Annotated in this window: 16 protein-coding genes and 4 pseudogenes; 8 read left to right on the top strand and 12 right to left on the bottom strand. The window is 56.0% G+C overall.

Annotated elements, in window-relative coordinates; all coding sequences use genetic code 11:
• The first annotated feature begins 549 nt into the window (after nucleotides 1–549).
• From QNM96_RS17315 to QNM96_RS17300, 4 genes and pseudogenes are all read left to right on the top strand, one after another.
• Nucleotides 550–822 carry a hypothetical protein gene (locus QNM96_RS17315; RefSeq protein ID WP_283837914.1) on the top strand — a complete coding sequence of 91 codons (273 nt, stop codon included), beginning with the start codon at nucleotides 550–552 and terminating at the stop codon, nucleotides 820–822.
• Nucleotides 823–828: 6 nt separating this feature from the next.
• The gene (locus QNM96_RS17310; protein ID WP_283837968.1) at nucleotides 829–1,557 is read left to right on the top strand and encodes a TAXI family TRAP transporter solute-binding subunit; all 729 of its coding nucleotides are present in this window, start codon (nucleotides 829–831) and stop codon (nucleotides 1,555–1,557) included.
• A gap of 168 nt (nucleotides 1,558–1,725) precedes the next feature.
• A complete protein-coding gene (locus QNM96_RS17305) occupies nucleotides 1,726–1,899 on the top strand; it encodes a hypothetical protein (RefSeq protein WP_283837913.1) in 174 nt (57 codons plus the stop codon).
• A gap of 36 nt (nucleotides 1,900–1,935) precedes the next feature.
• Nucleotides 1,936–3,555, top strand: a pseudogene (locus tag QNM96_RS17300) (TRAP transporter fused permease subunit); the annotation flags it as partial.
• A gap of 373 nt (nucleotides 3,556–3,928) precedes the next feature.
• On the opposite strand, the pseudogene QNM96_RS17295 reads toward QNM96_RS17300, so the two are convergent.
• The 6 genes and pseudogenes from QNM96_RS17295 to QNM96_RS17270 form a co-directional block, all read right to left on the bottom strand.
• Nucleotides 3,929–4,537, bottom strand: a pseudogene (locus QNM96_RS17295) (transposase).
• A 196-nt stretch (nucleotides 4,538–4,733) separates the two neighbouring features.
• Nucleotides 4,734–5,906 carry an IS701 family transposase gene (locus QNM96_RS17290; RefSeq protein ID WP_283837912.1) on the bottom strand — a complete coding sequence of 391 codons (1,173 nt, stop codon included), beginning with the start codon at nucleotides 5,904–5,906 and terminating at the stop codon, nucleotides 4,734–4,736.
• Between the two features lie 92 nt (nucleotides 5,907–5,998).
• Nucleotides 5,999–7,480: a sodium:solute symporter family protein gene (locus tag QNM96_RS17285; RefSeq protein ID WP_283837911.1), complete on the bottom strand. Its 1,482-nt coding sequence runs from the start codon at nucleotides 7,478–7,480 to the stop codon at nucleotides 5,999–6,001.
• Nucleotides 7,477–7,665: a hypothetical protein gene (locus tag QNM96_RS17280; protein ID WP_283837910.1), complete on the bottom strand. Its 189-nt coding sequence runs from the start codon at nucleotides 7,663–7,665 to the stop codon at nucleotides 7,477–7,479. The genes QNM96_RS17285 and QNM96_RS17280 overlap by 4 nt, the downstream gene beginning before the upstream one ends.
• Nucleotides 7,666–7,859: 194 nt before the next feature.
• Nucleotides 7,860–8,270: a universal stress protein gene (locus QNM96_RS17275; RefSeq protein ID WP_283837909.1), complete on the bottom strand. Its 411-nt coding sequence runs from the start codon at nucleotides 8,268–8,270 to the stop codon at nucleotides 7,860–7,862.
• Nucleotides 8,271–8,364: 94 nt separating this feature from the next.
• The gene (locus tag QNM96_RS17270; protein ID WP_283837908.1) at nucleotides 8,365–10,506 is read right to left on the bottom strand and encodes an FAD-dependent monooxygenase; all 2,142 of its coding nucleotides are present in this window, start codon (nucleotides 10,504–10,506) and stop codon (nucleotides 8,365–8,367) included.
• A 274-nt stretch (nucleotides 10,507–10,780) separates the two neighbouring features.
• On the opposite strand from QNM96_RS17270, the gene QNM96_RS17265 reads away from it, so the two are divergent.
• Both QNM96_RS17265 and QNM96_RS17260 read left to right on the top strand, forming a co-directional pair.
• Nucleotides 10,781–12,475: an AMP-binding protein gene (locus QNM96_RS17265; RefSeq protein WP_283837906.1), complete on the top strand. Its 1,695-nt coding sequence runs from the start codon at nucleotides 10,781–10,783 to the stop codon at nucleotides 12,473–12,475.
• Between the two features lie 435 nt (nucleotides 12,476–12,910).
• The gene (locus QNM96_RS17260) at nucleotides 12,911–13,669 is read left to right on the top strand and encodes an IclR family transcriptional regulator (RefSeq protein WP_283837905.1); all 759 of its coding nucleotides are present in this window, start codon (nucleotides 12,911–12,913) and stop codon (nucleotides 13,667–13,669) included.
• 495 nt (nucleotides 13,670–14,164) lie between these two features.
• On the opposite strand, the pseudogene QNM96_RS17255 reads toward QNM96_RS17260, so the two are convergent.
• Nucleotides 14,165–15,424: pseudogene (locus tag QNM96_RS17255) on the bottom strand (IS4 family transposase).
• 505 nt (nucleotides 15,425–15,929) lie between these two features.
• Between QNM96_RS17255 and QNM96_RS17250 the strand changes: the two are divergent.
• A pseudogene (locus QNM96_RS17250) lies at nucleotides 15,930–17,038 on the top strand (ISH3 family transposase).
• Nucleotides 17,039–17,676: 638 nt separating this feature from the next.
• Here QNM96_RS17250 and QNM96_RS17245 read toward each other — a convergent pair.
• Both QNM96_RS17245 and QNM96_RS17240 read right to left on the bottom strand, forming a co-directional pair.
• A complete protein-coding gene (locus tag QNM96_RS17245; protein WP_283837967.1) occupies nucleotides 17,677–18,039 on the bottom strand; it encodes an IclR family transcriptional regulator C-terminal domain-containing protein in 363 nt (120 codons plus the stop codon).
• A 317-nt stretch (nucleotides 18,040–18,356) separates the two neighbouring features.
• The gene (locus QNM96_RS17240) at nucleotides 18,357–19,016 is read right to left on the bottom strand and encodes a helix-turn-helix domain-containing protein (RefSeq protein ID WP_283837904.1); all 660 of its coding nucleotides are present in this window, start codon (nucleotides 19,014–19,016) and stop codon (nucleotides 18,357–18,359) included.
• Nucleotides 19,017–19,375: 359 nt separating this feature from the next.
• Between QNM96_RS17240 and rdfA the strand changes: the two genes are divergently transcribed.
• A complete protein-coding gene (gene rdfA, locus QNM96_RS22945; RefSeq protein ID WP_345782541.1) occupies nucleotides 19,376–19,720 on the top strand; it encodes a rod-determining factor RdfA in 345 nt (114 codons plus the stop codon).
• 337 nt (nucleotides 19,721–20,057) lie between these two features.
• Here rdfA and ilvA read toward each other — a convergent pair whose 3' ends face one another.
• From ilvA to QNM96_RS17225, 3 genes are all read right to left on the bottom strand, one after another.
• Nucleotides 20,058–21,296, bottom strand: a complete 1,239-nt coding sequence (ilvA, locus tag QNM96_RS17235; RefSeq protein WP_283837903.1) for a threonine ammonia-lyase — start codon at nucleotides 21,294–21,296, stop codon at nucleotides 20,058–20,060.
• A 27-nt stretch (nucleotides 21,297–21,323) separates the two neighbouring features.
• Nucleotides 21,324–23,876, bottom strand: a complete 2,553-nt coding sequence (locus tag QNM96_RS17230) for an FAD-dependent oxidoreductase (protein ID WP_283837902.1) — start codon at nucleotides 23,874–23,876, stop codon at nucleotides 21,324–21,326.
• A gap of 180 nt (nucleotides 23,877–24,056) precedes the next feature.
• Nucleotides 24,057–24,950: a tetrahydrofolate dehydrogenase/cyclohydrolase catalytic domain-containing protein gene (locus QNM96_RS17225; protein WP_283837901.1), complete on the bottom strand. Its 894-nt coding sequence runs from the start codon at nucleotides 24,948–24,950 to the stop codon at nucleotides 24,057–24,059.
• Nucleotides 24,951–25,300 lie beyond the last annotated feature (350 nt).

Raw genomic sequence — 25,300 nt, 5'->3', positions numbered from 1 at the left:
TTTGCTACCATAAAAGTGCGTTCAGCCCCTCATTGCGGTGCGATTGAAAATTGCTCGAGTAGGAACCGACGTGTTATTCCACTCTCCCGTGCAATCGTCCCTAATCATTTACCAGCTGTAAATGTGTAGGTTTGACTTGAAGGGGGCTGAAACACCCGATTTCGGGTGTTTCACAAATGATTGAACGCGGTAGGCTCTGCTCGATGATTTCACTGCCAAAGATTTACGCCCATACTGATGTAATTTCCACAGTCGATGACAGAGAGAAGATCGAAACTACCGTATTTACTCACAGTAAATCCCCGTGTGCTCTCCGGACTCAGCACGAGGAACAGATGGTTAGAGCAGTAATCGAATCGCTCGAGCCGTGGATTTTTCGGCGGACTCAAGTTGTGATGCAGTGTGACGAGTGCCACGTAATATTTGAGGACATCCAATCGATCACACTCGATAGACTTCGGGTGTACCGACCCGAACTCACCGAAGTCCACAGAATAGAAAAAATATATAAGTATACTCTATACATGGTAAAGTATCGCAAGATTAATCATGACTAACACTACGAAGAGCCGACGACAGTATCTCGTCAATGCTGCGGCAGTCGGAACGACTGCGATTGCGGGATGTATGGGCGGCGACAACGGTGAGAGCTGGCTGATGGGAACAAGCGAACAGGAGACGACGAGTTTCTCTATCGGCCAAGCGCTACAGAGTGTGCTCCGGGATCACAGCGACCAGATCGAAGTTTCCGCACAGGCTTCTGATGGACAAGTTGCCAACGCCCGGCAACTCGGCGAGACGTATGATATCGCAATACTATAAAACAACATTCATTTTGATGCCGTCGAAGAACGCGGACCGTTCGCAGACGAGGCGCCGGACAACTCCGCTTATCTTGGGTTCTCTACGACATCGTCTGAGTGTTTTATGCTCACGAGAACTGACAGCGATATCGAAACGTATGACGATCTCGTCGACGAGACAATAACGACGTTCGGATCCGGCTCCGCCCTTTACCAATTGACAGAGACAATCTTTGAAGAACTTGGCATCTATGACGAATACGACTATCGAGATATCCCCCTCAGCGACTTCGGCTCTGCACTCGATGAGGGACGAGTAGACGCCTGTGGTGCTTACACCACGCTGTTGGGCACGAGTCTCTCCGGCGGAATGCAAGATCTCGAAAGCCGCGTCGATGTCGAACCACTAACGATGAGTGACGATCAGCAAGCAGCCGTTGAGGGCCTTCCATCGCCGGAAGTCCAGATGATCTCTCCGGACCCCTTCGACGATATAGACGAAGTGCTCGCGTGGACTGACGTCGCAAACATCGTGTTCGCGGACCACGTTTCCGAGGATCTGGCCGAGCACGCAGTCGAAGTTTGGTTCGACAACTGGGCCGAAGTTCAGGAAGCGTACGGCTCCATCCTTGACGACGAGGACGATAATCTCCACAGTGGATTCCTCGACGAACTTCCCGTTCATCCAGGTGCTGCAAACGTGTTCGAAGACCGTGGCACCGAAACGGACGAGTGGAACGTTGGCTCCCCTTGAGCGGTTGTCGGATAGAAACGTTCTTGAATGAGGGTAGTAATGAGTACCAATACGGATAATGTTTATTCGTCTCATGGAGTCTCCTAACAGGATCGCACGGCAAGTAGACGCCACGTCGGTCGTCTACGCGCTCGTAATTCTGTTTTGGGGTTCGTCACCTAGCATACCTTGCAGTGGCAAATTTCCCAGGCGATGTTCGGTGTCATCGTTCTTGGCTTCGCGCTCACGGTCTACTGTATAGAAACAATCGCTGAGGCGGCCGAAGACGGACAGCAGCGGCGCCTCGTACTGCTCACGCTATCGCTCATAATCGGTGTCGTGACGACCGCATACATAATCTAGAATTTTCAGGAATTGTAGTCGGTCAGGGTCGGCTACTCCACGACACTCGATTACGTCGTCGCAACCGCATTTATCACATCAATCATATACCTGACCTACGACGCGTACGGACTCGGATTCGCGTCGATGATCGTTGCGGTCATCGTCTACAGCCAGTTCGGTACCCTGTTTCCGTCGTGGTTCTCTCACGCTGGCCTGAGTTACGAACGTGGGCTCGAGGTCGGGATGCTCGGTATACAGGGCGTTTACGGAGACCTCACACAAGTAATGGGGACGATGGTCGCACCGTTCCTGTTGCTCGCCGGGCTCATTCGATTGTTCGGCGGCTTCGGACTAATCATTCACCTCTCGTTCTGGGTGCCGAAGTACATCGAATCGGGCATTGCACAGATGGCAGTCATCAGCAGCATGCTAATCGGCTCGATCAACGGAAGTGCCCTCGCCAATACATCGATCACGGGTTCGTTCACGATACCAGTGCTGAAGAGCACCGGCATCAAGAAACAGCAAGCAGCAGCGATCGAATCGGTGGCCTCGACGGGTGGCCAAATTCTGCCGCCGGTAATGGGTGTCGCGGCGTTTCTCATGGCGGACATACTCGCTCGCCCCTTGGTCGACATCTTCGTCGCTGCGACCGTCCCCGCGCTAATATTCTATATGACAATTGCCATCTCAGTCTACCAGATCGATCGGAAAAATGATGTCAGCGTCTCGAGTGACAGGGAAACCTTGATCGAACGAGTTCCGGAGCTTGGGGAGTGGATTGATGCTGATCGTCAGTCGCGATCGGTTCTATACACCGCGTTCGAGGTTGTGCAATTCGTACTCCCGTTAGCGGTGTTGTTCTATTATCTCGCGTACGTTCAGACCACGGTCATGCGAGCGGGGATGTACGCCTCAGGCGTGATGGTCCTTACCGGCTGTGCGTTCACCGTGATTGACAACCATTATTCGGGCGGTACATCGCTACGAGCATCTGGACACAACGCAGTCGAGAAACTAGCGGGCGGAATGTACGATGGACTCCATACGCTCGCTCCACTGACGATCGTCGTCGCAGCCATCGGACTGTTGGTCGATACCCTGTTCACTACCGGACTGCCAGCGACGTTGTCGTTCGCGCTCATTGACCTCTCCGGTGGCGTTCTGGCCATCTTGTTGGTGTTGACGATGATTCTCTGCATCATCCTGGGAATGGGAATGCCGACTAGTGCTTCGTACCTCGTCGTCGCGCTGTTGGTCGCACCGAATCTCATCACGTTTGGTATTCCCGAACTTTCCGCGCACTTCTTCGTACTTTACTTTGCCATTCTTGCGGCGATTACACCACCGATTGCCCCAGCGATTGTCATCGCGAGCGGGATCGCGGAATCAAACTTTTGGCGGAGTTGTTTGGAAGCGATCAAGATCTCGGCACCCGTGTTCGCACTCCCGTTCGCGTTCGTCTACAACCCTGCGTTAGTCACTGATAGCCGGTCTCTAGACTCCCTGTGGGCGGCGATATTCGTCGTTATAGGTGTCTTTGTCCTCTCGTACGGATTGAACTCGACACGCCCGCTCCCAGTGCTTACGCGAGTCAATCACCGGGTAGCTCTCGCCAGTTCACAGGTCGTCTTCTCTATTGTCGGAATATTGATTATTGCGATTCCAAAGTGAGCAATCAAGTCATTGTATGATATCTAACATTCATAATGCTGTTTAGTTCTTTTCCCATATATTCCAATAAAACTCATTTTGATGAGACTAAGCGACCGTGGTGCGTATATTTGACCGGGCGTTCAAGGGTGAAGTAATAATTCACATAGCTCGCATGAAAGGTGCGGATCCTGCTGTTAGGCAGGAATCACCAGACGCGGAATTTTGACCCTGGCACGTCCGGTAACGCCTTCTCGTGATTTAAATGCGGTTGTAAGAGAGATATACTTTTCTACGAGATAACTTTTTAATCATAAGATGACTGTAAGTCAATGTGAGAAGACAAGTAACTATATTATACATTAGAAATAATCACTCATACTATGACCTGAAGTTAGCCGAGGGCGTTATCGATCACTGGTGGAAGCTTAGAAAGTGATTCAAAAAATCGGTGCCGAGAGCTGTTTGTAGTTGTCCCCAGTACTCCTCAATCGGATTTAGTTCCAGAGAGTACGCCGGTAACGTGACGAAGGCGAGATTGTCACGGAACGTCTCTTGCTCGTCAGCGTCAGATTCGGCGGTGTACAGCGTAGTTTTTGATACCTCAATTCCACTTCTCGCCGACAACTTGGGATTGAGTATCCCACATCGTAGGTTTCGTCGAGATACTGCTGGGCGAGCGCTGGCGCGCCAAGACCGATGACCTCATGAGACCCGTGGATGGTTTCTTTGAATCAATCTTATTATCTTCTTATTAGTTTTAATTTTCCCAGATATGTCGGAGTTAGTAACAGCTTACTCAAGCGACTCATCGGTGTCAAGTTGCGTGAACCAGCTATAAATTGTCTGTCGCTGAACGTCGTACCACCCGGCTAGTTCAGTCTGTGTGACGCCGCTTTTGTACATTGTTGCCTCTAAAAACCGTTGTGTCGGCTTCTTTTCTTTCCATATTGTCGAGGGGATTTTGCAACTCTTCGACAGAGGCCTCGTCGATGTAATCCACTATATCCGGCAACAATATGAGTAGAAAATTCTAACGATATTATCGCTTGTCGAACTGTCGTGCAAAACTCCTCAAGTTGTGACTAGAATGTTACCAAAGTAATATCTTAATCCGTCTGGGTCGACATTGAAAGTGACTGCTGTTCTAGTTGAGGTGATGCAATTGAGGGCACTGTCTAGTTTCTTGGCTTCGCACATTAGACGAACATGCCTTCGATCTGGTGCATTAGATCGTCGGTACTACGGTTTGGACTGTTGAGTGCCCAAGACAGGAGATTGTGAACGCTTTCGCGGAAGGATCGTTTGATATCGTTGCGGAGTGAGGTTGCTCGTTCGAGGATCGTTCCAACGGCGCTATGTGCAGCACCGAGCTTGAGGAGACTGTAGGCCAACATCAGCAGGTGCCAGTCTCCACTGGCACCTGCGACATGTCGGAGCTCGCAGTCTCCAAAACCAAGATCCTGCTTGGTGTCCCTGAAGAACGTCTCCACTCGCCATCTCATCGCGTACAACTCGATGAGATGGCTCGCTGGCGCATCGATTTTGTTCGAGACGATGTACTTCACGCTCGGTTCTTCGCCCTCGTTTCTGGATTCTTTCTTCGTGATCAGCAGCTTCACCTCACCAAGACGGCTCACGTCGCGCTTCTGTGTCCAGATGTGGTAGGTTTCGCCGTCGATCGTGCGTGGAACTGTGTCGATGCGCTGGCAGAGCACATCAACACGGATTCGCTCACCCCCGTACACGACGCGTGCATCGCTTTTGACGGCTGAAACCCACTCTTTGCTATGGGTTTCGAGGTGTGAGACGAATTCCTCGGAACAGTAGCTCATGTCGAAGAGATAGGTGTCCGCCGGGACACCTATCTCGATAAGTTCATCGACAAGTTCGATAGCCAACTCAATACGTCGCTGTGCGTCTTTTTCGTAGAGACGAAAGCCAAGTGGATACGTCGTTTTCTCGTCAGCATAGAGTGCGTAAATCAGATTCTGACCCCAGATATAGCCGGGGACAGTGTGGTCGTAGAATTTTCCGACGTTCGGTATTTGCTCGCCAGTTTTGTGCGTGAAGGTGTCGTCGATGATGACGACACCTTCACTGCTCCACTTCGTGTCGTTGGCCTGTTGGAGAAGGGCTAGACGTTCTTTGTTGAGTTGGTCTTCGTCCCAGTCGTACTCGGTGAGGAACTTGTTCAGGGCGCGCTCGCTTTTCGCCGGGAGAACGTGGTTCGAGATCCCTTGAACGGTCTTGTTGCTGGCCGCAACAAGACCTGTGACGTAAGTCTTGGAGTGATGTTTCTGCCTCGTCGAGAAACACGCTAACTGGTCGATTGGCTCAGTGCATGACAGGAATGACGTTACAGGGAGCATCAGCGTTCAACGCTGTCTCTACGCGCTCTACCAGCATAAGGTGCGAAGTCAAGTAACTAGACACTGCCGTAGAATACGGAGCGCAGAAGATGTTACCAGACGTCTTCGAAGCACTCCTCGTACTCGTCGATCCGCTCTTCCGACGGCGGCTGGGTCACCAGTGCGACGACGGCCATCAGCAGGATCTGTGTGATCAGTATCAGAACGAACGGATGGAATCCGGCGACTTCCGGTGGCAAGGGACCGAATTCGAACGACCAGATACCGACGAAACCGTATATGACGCCAGCGTAAATGCTGGCTTTGGTTGAATTCCGCCAGTAGAACGCTGCGGCCATCGGCACGAACAATAGCCCGTACCCGGCGAACGCGAACGTCGCCGTGTCGACGACGGTATCAGAGGTGAGGAGCGCGCCGATGTACGCGAGAACGAAGATAACGATCAGGAAGATTCGGGTGTACCAGACGACCTTCGCGTCGGTGACGTCGTCCCAGAACTTCCGGAGCACGTCTTCGCCGAAGAACGTGCTCAGCGTGAGAACCTGGCCGTCGATGCTCGACATCATCGCCGCCAGGATACCCGCGAGGGCGAGCCCGACCGCCCAAGTCGGGAAGAACTCGAATACGAGTTCCGGAAGGATGAAGTCCGGGTTCTCAAGGTTGGGGATCTGTGCGATTCCCCAGAAGCCGAGCATCACGGTGGGGACCCAGACCAACAGGACGGCGACCGGGTAGATGACCGACGTCTGCTTGAGTGTCGTAAACGACCGAGCTGTCATATACCGGAGAATCAGGTGCGGGAACATGAACGCCCCCAACGCGACGATCATCCCCTGTGAGAAGTACATCCGCGTCTCGTACGGCGGTAGCCCCTCACGGTTGAGGAAAACGCCACCATCGATTTGTGCGACGGCGTCGGTCGCCGCGCCGAATCCGCCGATTCGGAACGGGACGTAGAGGAAGAACGCAAACAGGACCACCATGAACACCATTCCCTGGAACGTGTTCGTCCACCCGGTCCCGCGCATGCCGCCGGGGTAGACGTACATCCCGACGACGACGATCGTGATCAACGCGCCGAGCCAGTAGGGAATCAACCCGCCGGTGAGGGATTCGAACACGATCCCGCCGCCCTGTACGCCGACGAGGATGTACGGAATCGTCCAGATGGTAAAGACAACCATCACGAGAAGCCCGAGGTTGTCAGATTCCCACCGGTGATTGAAGATCTGTCCCGGGGTAATGTGGCCGAACTCTTTTCCGACGATCCAGATCCGATATCCGAACGTCATCAGGAAGACCGGGAAGAGGAACGCGAACAGCGACACGAAGAAACCGTACGCGCTGACGCCGGTCGAGTACGCGAGGCCCGGAGCGCCGATCATGACGACGGACGTCATGTTCGTCGCGAACAACGCGAAGAGGAGGACGACCGTGCCGAACGACCGGCTCGCCATGAGGAAGTCCTCCCTGGAATCGCCCGTGATTCGGGACGCCGCGGCGCCGACGGCGACGACGAGTAGCAGGTAGACGGCCGTGATTCCAAGGATGAGTGCGTTCGTCGTCGAGATCATTCCGACTTCCCCTCCGATTCGTATCGCTCCGGTGCCGTCGGTGCGAGGTAGTACATCACGATGAGGATACCGAAACCGACCACGTTGAACGCCATGTCGTAGGCGATCTGTGCCGGGATCCACCCGAAGAGTATCGTCGTTGAATCGTAGAGCCCGAACAGTTCGCTCTGGTGTAATATGACCATCGCGCACACCGCCGCGAACAGTATCGCGTGCTTCCAGCTGTTTGGATACCAAAAACTTCCCTTGAGCATGTTCTAACATAGCATTCCGAGTCCCCGTATAAATAATTGTCTGATCGAGGTACCTAAATCGGGACGAAACGCCGGTATCGATTCCGCTCTCCCACCATCTACCAAGGCGAAACGACGACTCGGTCTTACTCGCCCGTGTCGGCCGTCGATCGCTCGGCGACGAGGACGGGGAGATCGGCCTCAAGGATGATCTGCTGGGAGACGCTTCCGAAGAGCACCTTTCCGACGGGGCTTCGAGTCCGACCGCCGACGCAGATCAGATCGGCGTCGATCTCGTCGGCGGTCTCGAGGACGAACGCTGCTGGCTCCGCCTGTTCGCCTCGCAGTTCGTACGTGACACCGTGTTCGTCGAAGCGATCCGTCACCCGTTGAACCGACTCGAGGTCGGTGAGTTCGTCATCCGGTCCCTTGAACTCGAAGCCGTGCGTGATGACGACGGTGACTGACTCCGAATCCGCCGCGAGGTCGATGATCGTCTGTGCCTGATCGAGTGACCGATCGACTTCGTCGTCGATTGCCTGGACAATACGATACATACACCGACGTTCGAGGCCGATCGACAAAACGATTGTGAAGCCGACACGTGAGCTACGCAGATTTTCTCGCTCTCAATGATCTTGTGAGGGACGGTTAGAGCTCGTCGATCGATCCGTAGTACGTACAGAGATCGGCACGGCTGGTTCCGACGAGCGTATTGACCTCGTCCGGCGTCGTCGCTTGAACCGTCGCTATCGTGGGAAGCCCGACTTCGTTCCGAAGTTCGTCGCTGAAGTTGGCTAGCCCGTGAACGTCGCCGCGGTGCTGGTTGTCTGAGACGCCGCCTGCAACCGGCGCGAGGACGTCGACGCCGCGGTCGGAAAGCACACGTCCGACGGCGAACGAATCCTCGAGCGTGAGACCGTCTGCAGCCCAGTCGGTCGCCTGGACGACCGCACCCAGCGGCTTCGAGTCCGGCCAGACGTCGCGAACCGCGTCAACGACCTCGAGCGGGAACTGCAATCGACTCTCGAGGTCGCCGCCGTACTCGTCGATTCGGTCGTTGGTGAGCGGCGAGAGGAACGAGCCGAGCAGGTAGCCATTGCCGAGTTGCAACTGGAGGTAGTCGAAACTGGCGTCGTCCGCTCGCCGCGCGGCGTCGACGAACTCCCGTTCGATTCGCTCGAGATCCTCGTCTTGCAACCGATCCGGCGCGTACGTACGCGGCGCGTTCGAGTACTGCTCGGTTACTCGAGGCGCCCACGACTCGTTTCGGGGAATCGGTCCCTCGAGGCCGAACGGCTGCGTTTGGCGGGCACCGTTCGTCCCGGTGTGGACGAGCGTCGATCCGACTGGAGAGTCTGCCGACGCGATCGTCTCCTGCCAGGCGCTGGCGTGATCGTCGCTGTACAGTCCGGGACTCCCGAGTGTGATCCGACCGTCTTCGGACACGGCGAGCGGCTCGGTCATCGTCAGTCCGGCGCCGTCATTGCTCCGTTCGCGAACGGCGGCCAGCTGTGCGTCCGTCGGTCGGCCGTCTCGAGCGTTGAACGTCTGCTCGGCGACCCGAACGGCTCGATTCGGGAGCGTGAGATCGCGCAGTTCCAGCGGTCGGGTCGCCGGCGGAGCGGGATCGGCCTGTTCGGGAATCGCCGCGCCGCCGGGTGAGTTCGCGGCGAACCATCGTTCGAACTCCTCGACGAGGTCCGGATCCCGCCGTGACATGCTGTCGTAGGTGATCCGGCCCGAGCGGGTGAGGTGGTGGAGCACGAACTGGACCCCGTCGAAGCCGTAGAACCGGCGGATGTCCTCGAAGTGAAGCCGGCTCCGTTCGCCCGACCGCTGGAGCGACTCCGCGATCGGTCGTCGCTGTTGCTCGTAGCCCTCGAGGGCCGTTCCGACGTCGGCGTCCGACTCGTCGAGCGCGTCGGCGAGTGCGATCGCGTCCTCCATCGCCAGCGTCGTCCCGGAGCCGATCGAGTAGTGGGCCGTGTGCGCCGCGTCGCCGATCAGAACGAGGTTATCGTGCGACCAGCGCTCGTTTCTGACCGTCGTGAACGTCTGCCAGCGGTCGACCTGCGACAGCAGTTCGTGCCCGTCGAGGTGCTCCGCGAAGACGTCCTCGAGGTACGCTAGGTACTCCTCTTCGGAGCGCTGATCGAGTTCGGCGTTCGCCCACGTTTCCGCGTCGCAATCGACGATGAACGTGCTCACCTCACCCGGGTACGTGTGCGCACACCAGATCCCGTCGTCGTTCTCCACGAAGATGTGGCTCAGCGCATCGAAGTCGGCGTCCGTTCCGAACCAAGAGAAGCGGGCCTCGCCGTCGATGGTCTCGGAGCCAAATTCGTCGGCGAATTCGGACCGCGTCTCGCTGTGGATTCCGTCGGCACCGATCACTAGATCTGACGCCGCGGCCAGCGACTGGGGGTCGTCGATCTCGCTCTCGAACTCGAGCGTCACGCCGAGGTCGCGACAGCGTTCCTGGAGGAGTTCCAGGAGATCCGTCCGCAGCATGCTCGCGAACGAGTGGCCGGACGAGCGGTAACGCTCGTTCCCGTAGTAGAGGTCGAACGGTTCCCATTGGGTCGACCGCTCGTCGATGGCTTCGTAAGAGGGTTTGTCAGCCTCCCGCAGGTTGGAGAGCGTCCGATTCGGCAGGACGATCCCCCAGCCGTACGTAACGCCCTGTGGATTGCGCTCGTGGACGATGATCTCCCAGTCGGGATTCGCACTCTGGAGGAGGATGCCCGCGTAGAGTCCACCCGGCCCGCCGCCGATTACCGAGACATCCATCACACGGTCACCTCGTCGGGACGTGGCATACACTGGTCGCACTGGCTCATGGTCGCCGTTGGGCACATAACGTCTACACATGGCCCGCGGTGCTTCTTAATTATTTCGTGTAGCGCAACGCAGGAGTACCGATCGCGGAGCGGCTCACAGAGGCGGGCGCGAACGTGCCGTGGACGCGGTGAAGACGTTGAAGGGCGAAATTCGTTCAGTAAGGCGGACGTGTCTTCCCAGCAACACAGCAATTAAATGCCGATACCCGAATACTAGTGAGTGAATGCAACTACCGTCAGCGGAGATCGAGGGCTACGTACCGTTTCCGGACGATCGGGCAGAGTCGTACATCGAAGAGGGGCACTGGAAGGAACGACCGTTCCACGCCGTACTCGACGAGCGAGTCGAACACCATCCCAACCGAACCGCACTCATCGGTCCCGACAGGGAGCTGAGTTACGCAGAACTCGCCGAAAACTCCGCGCGGATCGCCGCGTCCCTCCAGCGCGAAACGACCCTCGAGCGACTCGACAGGGTCGTCTTCCAGCTTCCCAATACGGTGGAATTCGTCGAGGCATTTTTTGCCTGCTCCCGGCTCGGCGTCGTTCCGGTCATGCTGTTGCCCCGCCACCGCGAGAGCGAAGCTCGCCACGTGATCGAACTAACCGACGCGAAGGCGTTCGTTACGACCGGTTCGCGGTACGACCTCGGGTTCGATTTCGTCGAGTTCGTTGACGAGTTCGCCGGCGAGTACCCGGATCTGGAACGGCTCGTGGCCGTCGCCGGCGAGGACCAGCAGCTTCCCGAACACTGGACGGCGTTCGATAGCCTGCGATCGGCGTCCGAACCCGAGGATCTGTCGCCGGTCGACGTTAACCCGAGCGATCCCGGCGTTATGTTGCTGTCCGGCGGGACGACGGGGCTTCCGAAGGGAATCCCGCGAACGCACAACGACTACGTCTTCCAGTGGGGGCAGATGGCCGACGCGGTCGGCGTCGAAGACGACTGGGTCGGCTTCCCGAGCGTCCCGATCGGTCACAACGCCTCGCTGTGTTGCGTCGTCGGCTCGGCGTTCTGGGCGGGAGCGACGGTCGCGGTCGAACCGGTGCTCAAACCAGACCGACTGATGCAACTCATCGAGGATGTCGGCGGAACGTACTCGCTGCCGGTCCCGACGCAACTCGTCGACATCCTCGAGCATCCCGACCGAGACTCCTACGACCTGTCATCGCTCGAGGCCCTCATCAGCGGCGGACAGAAAGTTCCGCCTCGCGTCGTCTACGAACTGGTCGACGAGTACGGGATCGGCTTTTGCAACATCTTCGGGATGGCCGAAGGGCCGCTTATCTGTACGCGCCCCGACGACGACGTCGATACACAGGCGAACACCGTCGGTCGTCCCATCGCTCCCGACGCGGACGAAGTCAGAATCGTCGGCACCGACCGTCAAGCGGAGGTCGAACAGGGTGAACAGGGCGAACTCTCCGTCCGCGGACCTGGCTATTTCACCGGCTATTTCCGGACGCCGGAGGAGAACGCCGAAAACTTCGATGACAACGGCTGGTTCTACACCGAGGACGTACTCTCGGTCGATACCGACGGAAAATACCGCGTGCACGGTCGAATCAAGGAGACGATTATCCGCGGCGGAGAGAACATCTACGCACCGGATCTCGAGGACGTAATCATCGAGCACGAGGCAATCGAGAACGTCGCGGTGATCGGTATCCCCGACGAGCGACTGGGCGAACGACCCGCGGCATTCGTCGAACTGCGCGAGAGCACAGACGAGTTTACGCTCGAGAACCTGCAGTCGTTCCTCAGTGACCGTGGCATTGCCGTCTTCAAACGACCGGAGCGACTGGAGGTCATCGACGAACTTCCGCGGACGGAAGTCGGGAAGATTGCGAAGGTCAACCTTGAAGAACGAATCATAGAGGAACTCAAGCGAGAGGACAAACTGCCGGACGATTACTAAACGGGACCGCCTCGGACGGACTCGCGTGGTCGAGGCGACAATCGAACTGCGAGTTCTGGATCGATGCGAATCGCTCCGCTGAATCTGTTTTCGTCTACATCTACGGGGGTAGTGACAAGAAGGAATTGGACGAGAGCAACAGCCCTTTCCTTTTCCGGGTGGTGTAATTAGTTACCTTACACCGTGACGGGAACCATCACTGCAATCATCGATCATTAATAATGGGGAGAAGATTCGAAATATAATTAAAAAGGTGGTGTATTATACGAACCTTCAATATCTACCCATATTATATTCCACCATCACGCAGTTCACGTTCAAAACGTACGTTCCACATCATGCAACAACGAGAATCTATTCGAAAGGATTGTGATAGACGTTGATGGCTGTTCTATGAGACGGAACAATTAACACGGTCGATCCGATACATAGCGTATGACCGAATCGGACACGATCAAATCGGATGAAACGCTCCTCGGGATTATCAACGTGCTGTATAATCGAGGCCGTACGACGGTCACGGAAGTCACTGACGCCGTCGACGTCTCGAAGAGCACCGTTCATCGACACCTCGCAACGCTGCAAAAACACAATTACGTGACGAAGGAAGGCACCGAGTACGCCCTCGGATTTCGGTTTTTGGATCTCGGCGGGCACGTCCGCCACCGCGATCCAATCTACAAGCAGGTAAAGTCACTCGTGCGAAATATTGCGGAAGAAACCGGGGAGTTCGTCGGCTTTCTCGTCGAAGAACACGGCCTCGGAACTTACATCTACAGCGAGTGGGGTTCCGAGGGCGTCGGGAACGACGTACGAATCGGTCGCCGGATCCACCTTCACCAGTCCGCCGCGGGAAAAGCGATTCTCGCACACCTTCCCGAAGAACGAACCGCAGCGATCATCGACAAACACGGTCTACCGAAACGGACTCCGGAAACGATAACGAGCCGCGATGAACTCGAGCGGAACCTCGAGACGATTCGAGAACGCGGCTACGCGTACGCTCACAGCGAGCACACGGAAGGGCTGTGGGCGGTCGGCGTTCCGGTTCACGATGTCGACGGCGGAATCGCTGGCGGGCTACTCGTCGCTGCACCGACGTATCGAATGCGCGGCGAACAGTTGGAGGATGAACTCCCGGAGTATCTTCTCGGTGCGGCAAAGGAGTTCGAACTCAATATGTCGCATTTGTAAGTCAGCGGAATGGTGACGGCTATATTTTACAAAAATACATACGTAAATTCACTCCGGCTCTCTCGAGTGTCTACTGTCAGGTCAGGTAAACATGGAGAGACCGTTCGCTATACGGAATGGTTGTGCTATAGTTGCAAATGCTCCATTTTGCTGTACGGAATTCCCAGCTTCCGGCCAAATCACTCGACGATCACGGTGAAGATAATTATTTTCTTGTCAAAAGCGGATCTGAGACCAAAATCACGGTAAGATCGAGTGGTTGCATACTGATGGCTCTACGCAAACAGGAGAATGCGGGGATTAGAGAGTGGCTATATCGGTCGCGCATCCGTCTTTAGCTAAGAGAAGAACCATGTGATAGCGACGGCTTATCGAGGCTACTTTTGAAAGGAACGAGGAGGCGACAAGTGTACATTAAGATGCTCCCTCAACAAGAATTATGCGTCGGATCACTACACTCAGTACTTCACAAAGCCGCTTAGCATTCGTCTTTAGCTAAGACTCGCACCTCGGTTGTGTGGCAGTAGCGAGCATTCTTGTAATACTGGCCGTTGTTGGTGCATCTTCGATCAATCGTTCGAGTAGCGGTGGCGGCGAGTAGCCGAGATACTCTCCGAGTTCGTGGAGGATGAGCTAGGCGTGCGACCGAAAGGTCGCCGCCCAGTGTTCTGGCGGAAACACGATCTCATCGTCCGCCTGTTCGGTGACCAGATCAAGCAAATCACGACTTACCAGCAGTGACAGCAACGCCGCGTACAGCAGAATTTTGACGACATGCTTCGTCGTGTCAAACTCATCCAGTTCGTACTGCGTCTTCAACTCACGGAACAACAACTCCACATCCCACCGACAGCGATAGAGCGTCGCTAGATCCGACGGCAGGAACTCATCTCTCGGCAGATTCGTGATATACAGGTGATGGTCGTCGACGTCCTCGTTGCGGACGCCGACGACACGGAACCGCTTCATATCACGTGACTGCGTGCCCGCGTACGGTCGTCAGTCAAACGCTACTTCGACTTCCACGTCGATGTACTCGCGGTGTAGGTCATCAACAACATCGTGGATCTGCTCACCTTCCAAGGGAATGGCGCGGCCGCGCCATTCCCGTAATTCCTCCGTTACGACCGGGTTCGCACTCTCTTTCAGCCGACTCACGAAGTAACCATCGTTCTCATCGATCAACGCGAAGCGGCGGTACTTGAAGTAGGCTCGATCGAAAAGAACGAGCCGGTCTTCGAGCCACGATCCTGTGTTAAACAATGTGCTGTCGTGCGTTTTCTCGTTAGCAACGTCGAGCCGTTCTATCGTCTGCTTGGTGGCATTGTGGAGCAGGTGGAGTCTTGCTCCAGCCTGCTCCTTTTTTCGGGCTTCGTATTCCTCGGAGAGAAATTCATGCAACCGAAGGACGGTTCCATCAGCGATCATCACGTCCCTGAATCGGTCGATATCGGTGTCAACGGTGTCAGGGACAGCGACCTCGTCGAGGCCGCGCTCGACGAGGTCGCGGAAGTACTCTGTGAGTGACGGCGTCAACCGCTGATAGAAGCCGCCGGGAGAGATCGGTTCGTCAGCTGTGGAGTTGTAGCTGCGTCTGAAGCCAGCGAGTGTTCGGCTTTCGCCTGCGGCGAAGCCGAACACGAATGCCCAGACGAAGGCGGGGATCTGGAGCTTGCGGTCACGTTCGACCACGCCGAGTTCCTCGGCGTGCTCTTCGAGGAACTCGGAGGGAAACAGTGTAGTGAGCCAACGCATAATTCGGGATGAGGAGGCATTGGTGGACACAACCGTTGCCTCCTCATTCCTCTCAAAAAAAAATGCCTCGATAAGCCGCCGCTGTCACGTGGTTCTCCGCTTAGCTAAAGACGGATAAAGCCGCTTAGTTAGAACGTCTGCTTGCTGAGGATGTGCACTCCAAACAACAAGCAGACAGTGAGCTCCACGAGGACCAGCTTCTCAACTTCCTCGTCAACATTAATGGCTTAGAGAAGGTTTGAAAGCTAATTCGAGCATGGAATATAACGGGCTAAGAGAGTCTTGAACCGGGTGCACAGCGATCTAAAGCTGTTTCTATGAGACGGTATAATTTCTGGTGGTTCGCTCGACTGATGAATTTGGTGCTGAAGATAGGCAGTAATACTCTTTGACGGACGTTTTGCCAACCATCATATAAATCCACATTCGCTGCTGACACCTTTCTTGAGATCTTCCTGGAGAAGACTTCTACGCCACAAATTCTGAGCTAGCTTTCAAAGCGCGTCTGAATCATTACCTTGACGAGGAAGTTGTACTCGATCTCGGTAACAACGCTGAAACCGATGCTGAGGATATCTACGAGATTCTCGTCGGCGCGTGCGCCGACGGAACCTCGGTCTCTAAGCTCTGTGAGAACAGCGAAGATTCACCCCACGAAAACACGGTCCTGTACCATCTCCGTGGGAAATTCGATCTTGAATCGGTTGAACGAGTTGGAAACGCACTTTTCAAGAAGGACGTCCTCGACGTTCTCCCCGAGCAGGTGGAGGTCCACGGCGACCTCCACCTGCGGCCATACTATGGTGATGAAGACGAGACAGATGGTCTCTATCATTTAGAAGCAAAGCGTGGAACCACCACGTTCCAGGCCTATGCGACGCTGTACGCGCGTGTAAAGAACAAACGGTATACGCTGGCAGTGCGCCGTCTCGAAGACGGCGACACCGGCAGTAGCGTCCTCGCCGAGTTTTTCGCCACTCTTGATATCTTTAATCTTAGGCACAAGGGCGTTTATCTTGACCGTGAAACTACGACAGAAAGTGCCTCACGCTGCTTTAGGCGTACAACCACGCCTACGTGATGCCGATCGTCCGCTGGGGAAAGGCGATCAAGCAGGAACTCTCGGAAGGCTGGAGTTGCGCCATCCAACACGATCTGACAGGGAAACTCGACGGTCCAGCTGTGACCGTCGAGTTTCCCGTCTACATCGACTGTACCTACCAGAACGGACGATACGACGAATACGGGGTGGCGCGTCACGGCTACGCCGCTGACGCGCCGTTCATCGACTCACCACGCGATGCTCGATACCACTACGCAAAACTCTTGGGTATCGAGGCCAGCTACCGGCTCTCTGAGCAAAGCATTCCAACGACGACAACGCAAAATCCGGTGGTTCGGCTGTTGTACGTTGTGGTGAGTTTGCTGTTATAGAACGTCTGGCGGTACCTGCACTGGGAATATGTGGCGACGCCCCGCCGTAGCGGGCATCGTCTCTGGTCCTGGTCGTTCAAGGAGTTCATCAAGATGCTATGCCGGGCAGCGTGGACGGCCCTCGCGGTGCGTCGGGCCGTCCCCGAAAATCGGCCACCTGACGACCGGTTCCACCGCTAACGCCCGACCGAGCCAGCGTCCCTGCGAGTGGCAACGCTGTCGCGTCGGCGGCTGATCGCCTCCGACAGCGACGGCTCTACTCGATATTCAGTCAGAACCACGTCAATCGCTACCGATTAGGACAGAATTACGGCTTCAGCTTGAATTAGGAGATGACGCTTTGTGAGGTACTGAAGCTAGGTAACTTGCCTACGTTGTGCCAGACGAGTTACCAACCGATCGTGTATCATGACATTTGTCATGACATTTTTGATCGTACAGTGAACGTCGAGAATAGCCAGTGAGATTGTTCGACAAGAACAGGACCTTTGACTTACACAGCAATTTGTCCGGCGCAGGCAGTGTTTGTTCTCATTCTTATGGTCGAGAAATGGTTCGTTCACGATTGCATACATAGCTGGCTCATGTTGTTGCCTTCAAAGTCCAGTAATTAGGCAGGGTTTCACCGATGTATTTGACCGTGTACGTCGAACGTATTCTTTCCCTCACTAACATTCATCTACAGATATTTGATATAATACTTCTGGTTAAAAACCAAATCAAAACCCATTAAAGATAATATATTACTCATCTCCATGCCCGGAAAAAACGGACAATATCTGCGGTCTCTGGTTTCGGTGTTCACATCACCAATAACCTCAACGATCATATTGGTAGTTGATGGCAATTTCCTCGGCTGCAGCGATGATGTCTTGGATACGTTTCTCGCGGTATGCCTCGTGCTGGAATCGCCCTTGCGGACTCGCGACCGAGACGCTGCCTAGGAACTCTCCGTTGGCGACGACCGGAGCCGTGATGAACCCGATGCCAATGACTTGTTCGTTCCAGTCGACGGCATAGCCGTCCTCGGCGATTCGGTCGCGCTCCGCTTGGAGTTCCGCCTCGTCGGTGATCGTCTCGTCGGTCACTTCGGCGAGCCCGTGGGTGTCGAGTATCTGTTCGACCTGGTCGTCGGGGAGTTCGGCAAACAACACTTTGCCGGCGGCGTGGCTGTGGATCAGCGTCCTGAGACCGGGGTAGGCCCCTGTGTTCGCCTTCCGTGTTCCAATGCCTTCGATCGTTTTCGCCCATACGATTGGATGAGCCAGCTCTGACCCGAACAGTTATGATGATTTAGCCAATAATCTAGGTCGCAGGATTTTCACAGGTGTGCTACACAAGAGCGTTACTGTATATGAATATACCAGGACAGATAGTTGAGAATATATGATATTCATCAACAAACTATAGTGGAATTTATTCTATGAGCGAACATGGAGTGTATCTCTTCGAAGAGGACCGTGAGCAAGGTTCGAACGAGCCGTTCCGACGAGAGGAATCAATCGATATCCTCATCATCCATCAGCGCCGCGGAGATCAGGTTCCGCATTCCCCGTCGGAGCCGCCCGCTCATCGCGGTTGACGAAATGTCGATTTCGTCGGCGACGTCGTTCAGTGCCATCTCCCGTGGTTCGCTAAAGTAACCGCTCTTGTACGCTACTTTTAGCGCTTCGACTTGTTCATCCGTTAATCCGTACGCGACGTCAGTTTCACTTCCAGACCGTCCGTAGACTTCAACGATGTCGAAATGTATATCCTGCTCTTTCGCGTACTCCCAAATCGTGGTGAGTGCCTCTCGGTCCGGAAGCTGGAGTTGGATAAACCATCCGCGACATTTGGTCTCCGCACGAAGCATAAATCCGTTCACGTACGTCACAATAGGGCTCAGCAGTTCGGTGCCGCCGGAGTGTTCGATGTAGTAGATGTGCTGGTTCTCTCCCTCGTCGATGAGTTCGTAGCTCTTGACCGTCGGATCCTCCACGAGAAACGTCTCGAGTTCGTCGAGATCGGGATACTTGATGAGAAACGGGAACACGTTGGAATCCGGATCGGTGTTCGCCTGTGTAATCACTTCGATCTCGATATCCTCCGCGCTCTGTAGCGTCGGGACCAGGGCAAGTTCGTCGTGTTCTGCGTAAGATTTTACTGTTATTAGCATCTCTTCGGAACTGATCGGCAACGGTCTTTCGACAGCTGTCTCTGATCGGAATCGAATCGTTCTCGTAGCGAATCGGGGTTACCCGAAAGGATGGGCATGTCTCTCACTATTCGGGAACCATTATAAGAGTATGGCCAGGACTGGTCCGTACCGATCGATAGCATTATACATGCAGGAAGAAAATTGGTGGCGACCTCAGCACTACGTCCATGGGAGTTGACGAAACCGGGATGGGTTGCAAGATTGACCGAATTTTTTGGAAGTGAAATCTCGACGACCGGTTGCTCGAGCGGTGAAATGCAGGCGCTAGTCTCAGAGAACTCAAAACATACTACAATCAACAGATACTCGACGCAGTGATGCGGGATTCCGGTGTTGGAATGCTGGACGGTGAGGTCGAAAATCTGTATCATCTTCTCACCGACGCGGAAACCAGCGCAGGGACGAAAGTGGACGCGCGATCCCGTTTTGAACGAAACGGACTTGATCCGGATACGATTCTGAGCCATTTTGTGAGTTGTCAGACAATTCGAATACACCTGAAAGACTGTTTGGGATCGAGACGCATCGAAACACAGAATTTGATACAACTGATGCGAAGAGCACCTTCTTCAAACTGCGGTCTCGAACCGAGGCGATTACCGGGCAAACGATCGATTGACTCCGTTTCGCTGGTCGCCTGTCGATCAGCAAACCAGCAGTGACGCTGAGATCACGAACCGCGTGTACGAAATGTGGTGAAGAGTATTAGTTCACGCGATTCCATATCGTGGCAATTGTTCGTGCGAGAAGACTGACGGGCCGTCCGTGCCGATACGAATCCGTCCGATCTCGCGACGCTGTTCTCTCGTGCATTCTTAACTCGTGGTCTTCTCGCTCGTGCGATACCCTTGTTTCGCGATAGCATTTGGGTCACTCCCATTTCCCAAGATTTCGTAGTGGCGTATAACTCCGGTAGTGAATGGTACCAAATCTGACAATGAATCATAAGAATATCGTTCCGTTTCGTGGCGATGCTTCCAGAATATGTAATCTTACTTTTTACTTTTGGTTGATGTCTTCGACGGTGTAACCTCCGGATTCGATCGCCCGGATGATCGACTCGGCGTGTTCGGCGCCGCTCGTTTCGATCCGGAAGACAAGATAGGAATCACCAACGCTGAGATTCTCCACCGCCCGGTCATGGCGGACATCGTGAATGTTTGCGCCGTGGTTCGCGATAATTCCGGAGATCTCTTCCATCTTGCCCGGTGCGTCGTTAATCCGTACGCGCAGCCGAAGGATCTGCTTTCGGTCGGTGAGAGCGTGGATAAGGACCGTTTGAAGCATTGTCATGTCGAGGTTCCCGCCGCCGAGCAGCGGCATGACAGTCTCGCCCCGAACGTCGAGTTCGGGGCTCAGAACTGCCGCGATGGACGCCGCCGCAGCGCCTTCAACGACCTGCTTGGCGCGCTCGAGCAGTAGCAAGATCGCTTGTGCGATCTCCGTGTCGGAGACGGTCACGATCTCGTCGACGTGCGCGTCGATGAGATCGAGCGTCAAGTCAGAGATGCCGCCGGTTGCGATCCCGTCAGCGATCGTGTCGACTTCGTCGAGCGTGACCGGAATCCCCTTGTCTAGGCTCTCGTGGACCGTCGAAGCTCCCTCTGCCTGGACGCCGACGATCCGCGTGTCGGGTGAAAGGTGATCGAAGGAAGTCGCGATCCCGCTGATGAGTCCACCGCCGCCGATCGGGACGACGACGGTGTCCAAGTCCGGGCAGTCCTCGTACATCTCGATCCCGAGTGTCCCTTGCCCGGCGACGATGTGCGGATCGTCGTACGCGTGGACGAACTCCGCGTCGCCGTCTTCAGCCTCCGACTGGGCGTACGACATAGCGTCCTGGAAGTCTTGGCCGACGAGTTCAACGGTCCCACCGTAGCCGCGGGTCGCGTCTATCTTGGCCTGCGGGGCGGTCTTTGGCATGACGATGGTCGACTCCGCGCCACACTCTGTCGCCGCCAGCGCCACGCCCTGTGCGTGGTTCCCGGCGCTGGCAGCGACGAACTCGTCGACGCCTTCCTCGACAGACTGAGAGACCTTGTTGTAGGCGCCTCTCGTCTTGAACGACCCGGTCCACTGGAGGTGCTCCATCTTCAGGTACACCTCGCCGCCGACCATCTCGCCGAGCGACGTGCTCTGTTCGACCGGCGTGCGCTTGACGACCGTGTCGTCGTCCAACCGGTCGTGCGCCTCCTTAATGTCCTCGTATCGTACCTGTCGTTCGCGTGATTCACTCATATTGTAGATTCTATCGAAGTCGTTCGGTCACCGGATGATCTTATTGCGCCCGGGGTCGAACAGCGGTTCGTCGCGGACCGTCGCGTCGTACGTTTCGCCCTCACACTGGATCTGGACCGCGGTATCAGCCTCGGCGTACTCGCTGGGCAGGTACGTGTAGGCGATCGACTCCTGGACCGAGTAGCCGAAGTCGCCGGCTTGTACGTATCCGAGAACCTCGCCGTCCGCGACCACCGGCCGACCGCCGAGCATCGCGTCGGTCGAATCGTTCAGCGTCAGACAGGCGACCTCAGTGTCGATGCCCACCTCTTTGGCCTCGACGAGCGCCTCCTTGCCGATGAAGTCGGTGTCGAGGTCAACGGCGAAGGGAAGGCCAGCCTCGAGCGGGTTGACGTCCGTGTCGATGTCAGTCCCCCACAGGCGGAACCCTTTCTCGAGTCGCATCGATTCGAGCGCGCCGTCGCCGATCGGCCTGACATCGAGATCCTGTCCGGCCCCCCACAGAATCTCCCAGAGCTTCCGACCGTATGCCGATGGGGCCCACAGTTCCCAGCCGAGTTCGCCGGCGTACGACACCCGGAGTGCGATGACCGGCACATCGCCGACGTACATGCGCTTACAGCTGAAGTACGGGAAGTCGTCGTTAGAGACGTTAGCATCCGTGACTCGCTGGAGCAGTAGTCGAGACTTCGGCCCCCATAGTCCAACGGTGCACTTCGCCGACTCCTCGATGGTGACGGAGACGGTATCCGTGGCGTGCTCCTGAAGCCAGGAGCCGTGGATCCCCGGCGAGTTGCCGCCGCCCGTGGTCACCATGTATTCGTCGTCATCGAGGCGAGCCACGGTTAGGTCCGCGATCACGTTGCCGCCCTCGTTCAGCAACGTGGTGTAGCGAACTCGCCCGACGCCGATCTCCATGTCGTTGCTACAGACCTGTTGGAGGAACTCGCCGGCGTCGTCGCCCTCCACCATGATCGAGCTGAACGATGTCATATCGTACATCGAAACGTTCTCTCGGGTATGGAGGTGCTCTGCGCCCTCGATCGGCGACCGGTTGATCCCCTGCCACCCGTCTTGCTCCGGGATCTGGTCCTCGTACTCCTCGACGAGGTCCTCGTTGTACTCGTACCACTGTGGGGATTCCCAGCCGCCGCTCTGGAAGAACTCGGCGCCGAGTTCCGCCTGCTGCGGATGGAAGGGACTCTCGCGCAGACCTCGATGCTCGTCCGGTTGCCAGCGAGGTTCGACAATGCTGTACACCTGCTCGTACCGCTTTCCACCACGGTCCATGAAGAATTCCTTGTTACCCGCGTGGGGTGCGAACCGTGCGACGTGGATGCCGCTGGTGTCGACCGGCCCGGACGGAAGACGGGGGACGCCGTTTTCCATCCACTCCGCGAGAATCCGACCGTACCCGCCCGAGTGCGTCCACCAGATCGCCAATCCGGTCCAGAGGCCGTCGATATCGGGCGTCTCGCCGATAACGGGCATCCCGTCGGGCGTGTAGACGAAGATACCGTTCTCGGTAACCTGGAATTCTTTGTCCTGCGTGGCAGGTAGGAGCTCGTCGAATGCCTGTTGCGGTGACTTGTCCCGATTTGGATGGGTCGCCTTCGTCCAGTGTTTCTCGGTGAAACTGTGAACCGATGCCTGACTCTCGTCGGTGTTTTTCCCCATCTCGTCGGGGTCGACAACCAAGGGTTCGTGATTGTAGGAACCGAGTCCGTACCCGTCTCCGTGAGTGCGGAAGTACAACGAATTATCCTGATCGCGGCCGACAGGCCGATCTGGTGGCTGGGACATGAACTCGGTGATTTTTCGGTCTCCAGGAACCTCGAGACCGGCGGTAGCGTCACCGAGCGACGAGGTGTTCCCTTCGAGTTCCGCCAACGATTCGGTGACGACGTACTGGTGTTCGACAGGCGCAATCGGGAGGTCGAGATCGACCATCTGTCCGGTCTGGTACGCCCAGTTATTTGTCGCGAGAACACATCGCTCGCATTCGATGCGCCCTCGGTCCGTCTCGATAGCCGTCACTTCGCCGCCGGCCGTCTCGATGTCCGTCACCTCGGTGTTCCCGTAGAAGTCGGCCGCCGACTCGTTGATATACCACTGGAGAGCGTCAGTGCTGGCCACTTGGCCGTCCGTCGGCGAATAGTACCCACCGACGATCTCGTCCTCGTCGACGAGCGGCAGATGCTCCGCGACTTCCCCGGGCTCGAGGAGTTGCGGATCGGGGAGCCCGTAGGACTTCGCCCACTCGACACGACGTTCGAGGAAGTCCATACGGTCTTCCGATCGCGCAACTTCGATCCCGCCGACTTCCTTGTACACGCCGGCGTCTTTCAGGAGTCGGCTCGTGTAGTGAGCCGTCTTCGTCTGGATTTTCGACGGTGACGTCTGGAACATGATCCCCGGAGCGTGCGTGGAGGAGCCACCGGTCACCGGAAGCGGTCCTTGATCGAGAGCAACGACGTCCTCCGCCCCAAGTTCAGTCAAGTGGTATGCGACGCTACAACCGACGGCACCCGCACCGATGACGACAGTATCTGCTCGTGACGGAACGCTATCTGTGCTCATATGACACATCCCAATCCGGTGGTTTCTCTTATAAGTGCAACGGTCATTTAAGTCAAAACCGGCTGAAGGCACTGAGTTGCGGCATAGCGGCAGGAGACTCCACTAGAGGTTAGTAATTTTACAAAAACTACACAAAATGAGATGTATGTGTTACTTTTGGGAAGCGCGAGCCACTGATAATCAGGGAAGATCAACGTCGACGTTCTCCTGCAGGCTGGCCGCCTTGACGGTGTTGTAGAGCAACATCGCAATCGTCAGCGGGCCAACGCCGCCAGGCACCGGTGTGATGGCATCGGCTTGCTCCACAGCGCTCTCGAACTCGATGTCGCCCACGAGTTCGTATCCCTTGCCGGTGTCCGCGTCGACGCGATTGACGCCCACGTCGATGACAACGGTGTCTTCCGATAGCATCGATCCGTCGATCAGTTCTGGGACGCCGGCAGCAGCGATAACGATGTCCGCGTTTCTCGTTTTTTCTGCGAGATTATTCGTTCGGGAGTGACAGGTAGTCACCGTTGCGTTACCTAGATTGTCCTTCTGGACGAGAAGGTTCATCATCGGTTTCCCGACGATGTTGGACCTGCCGACGACCGTGATGTCTTTTCCTGCCGTCTCCACGCCCGTTTCGGCGAGTAGTCGTTGGATCCCGTGCGGAGTACACGGCTTGAGCCGGGGATCGCCCGTGACGAGTTTGCCGACGTTCTCCGGATGGAACCCGTCGACGTCCTTCATCGGATCGATCCGCTCGAGGATGGTTTGCTCGTCAACGTGGTCGGGGATCGGCATCTGGACGAGAATCCCGTGTACGTCCGGGTTTTCGTTCAACGCCTCTATCCGGTCCTCTAGCGTGTCCGAGGACGTTCCGGGATCGAGTTCGTGGTGGCGCCCTTTGATCCCGATCTCCTCGCACGCCCGCTGTTTCATGTTCACGTACGTCCCGCTCGCGCTGTCGTCGCTCATCAGTACCGTCGCGAGACCGGGTGTGACGCCGTGATTGCCGAGTGTTTCGACGCACACTTCCAATTCTGTCTTGATTCGATCCGCAATCTCGTTTCCATCGATGATTTCTGTCATTGGTTTACCTTCGAGTGTCACCTGCAGTGACCGTAACCTTCCCACGGCTGCCGGTAGGTGCTGAGCCTTTAGCCGCAGTGCAGCGGTTGCAGGGTCATCCGGTAGAAGTAATTAATTTACGGGTAGCGGGAACGACCGGATTCTACACCCCGTCTGCGGGAAAATCGGGGTGGAGTGCGCACCGCTGCTGGCAAGATTGTATAAACTCCCGGAACTATTCACGTGAAGATATTTTAAGTGATACAGTAACATTTAACACGGCGCCTGACCCGGGTGCCCTACACAGGATGAGGTATATGGGCCCTTTCAACGGTCGTTCCCGACCCGGACTGTCCCGAATTTCGTAGCTC

The sequence above is a fragment of the Halostagnicola sp. A-GB9-2 genome, from assembly GCF_030068615.1.
Classification (GTDB): Archaea; Halobacteriota; Halobacteria; order Halobacteriales; family Natrialbaceae; genus Halostagnicola.
Note: the sequence above shows the minus strand (reverse complement) of the source record. Positions and strands in the feature narration are given on the sequence as shown.

Coding starts and splice junctions, on each gene's coding strand:
- QNM96_RS17280 (WP_283837910.1), bottom strand. CDS start 7,665: ATGGTCATATTACACCAGAGCGAACTGTTCGGGCTCTACGATTCAACG.
- QNM96_RS17265 (WP_283837906.1), top strand. CDS start 10,781: ATGCAACTACCGTCAGCGGAGATCGAGGGCTACGTACCGTTTCCGGAC.
- rdfA (WP_345782541.1), top strand. CDS start 19,376: ATGCGGGATTCCGGTGTTGGAATGCTGGACGGTGAGGTCGAAAATCTG.
- QNM96_RS17275 (WP_283837909.1), bottom strand. CDS start 8,270: ATGTATCGTATTGTCCAGGCAATCGACGACGAAGTCGATCGGTCACTC.
- QNM96_RS17270 (WP_283837908.1), bottom strand. CDS start 10,506: ATGGATGTCTCGGTAATCGGCGGCGGGCCGGGTGGACTCTACGCGGGC.
- QNM96_RS17240 (WP_283837904.1), bottom strand. CDS start 19,016: ATGCTAATAACAGTAAAATCTTACGCAGAACACGACGAACTTGCCCTG.
- QNM96_RS17290 (WP_283837912.1), bottom strand. CDS start 5,906: ATGCTCCCTGTAACGTCATTCCTGTCATGCACTGAGCCAATCGACCAG.
- QNM96_RS17230 (WP_283837902.1), bottom strand. CDS start 23,876: ATGAGCACAGATAGCGTTCCGTCACGAGCAGATACTGTCGTCATCGGT.
- QNM96_RS17260 (WP_283837905.1), top strand. CDS start 12,911: ATGACCGAATCGGACACGATCAAATCGGATGAAACGCTCCTCGGGATT.
- QNM96_RS17315 (WP_283837914.1), top strand. CDS start 550: ATGACTAACACTACGAAGAGCCGACGACAGTATCTCGTCAATGCTGCG.
- QNM96_RS17225 (WP_283837901.1), bottom strand. CDS start 24,950: ATGACAGAAATCATCGATGGAAACGAGATTGCGGATCGAATCAAGACA.
- ilvA (WP_283837903.1), bottom strand. CDS start 21,296: ATGAGTGAATCACGCGAACGACAGGTACGATACGAGGACATTAAGGAG.
- QNM96_RS17285 (WP_283837911.1), bottom strand. CDS start 7,480: ATGATCTCGACGACGAACGCACTCATCCTTGGAATCACGGCCGTCTAC.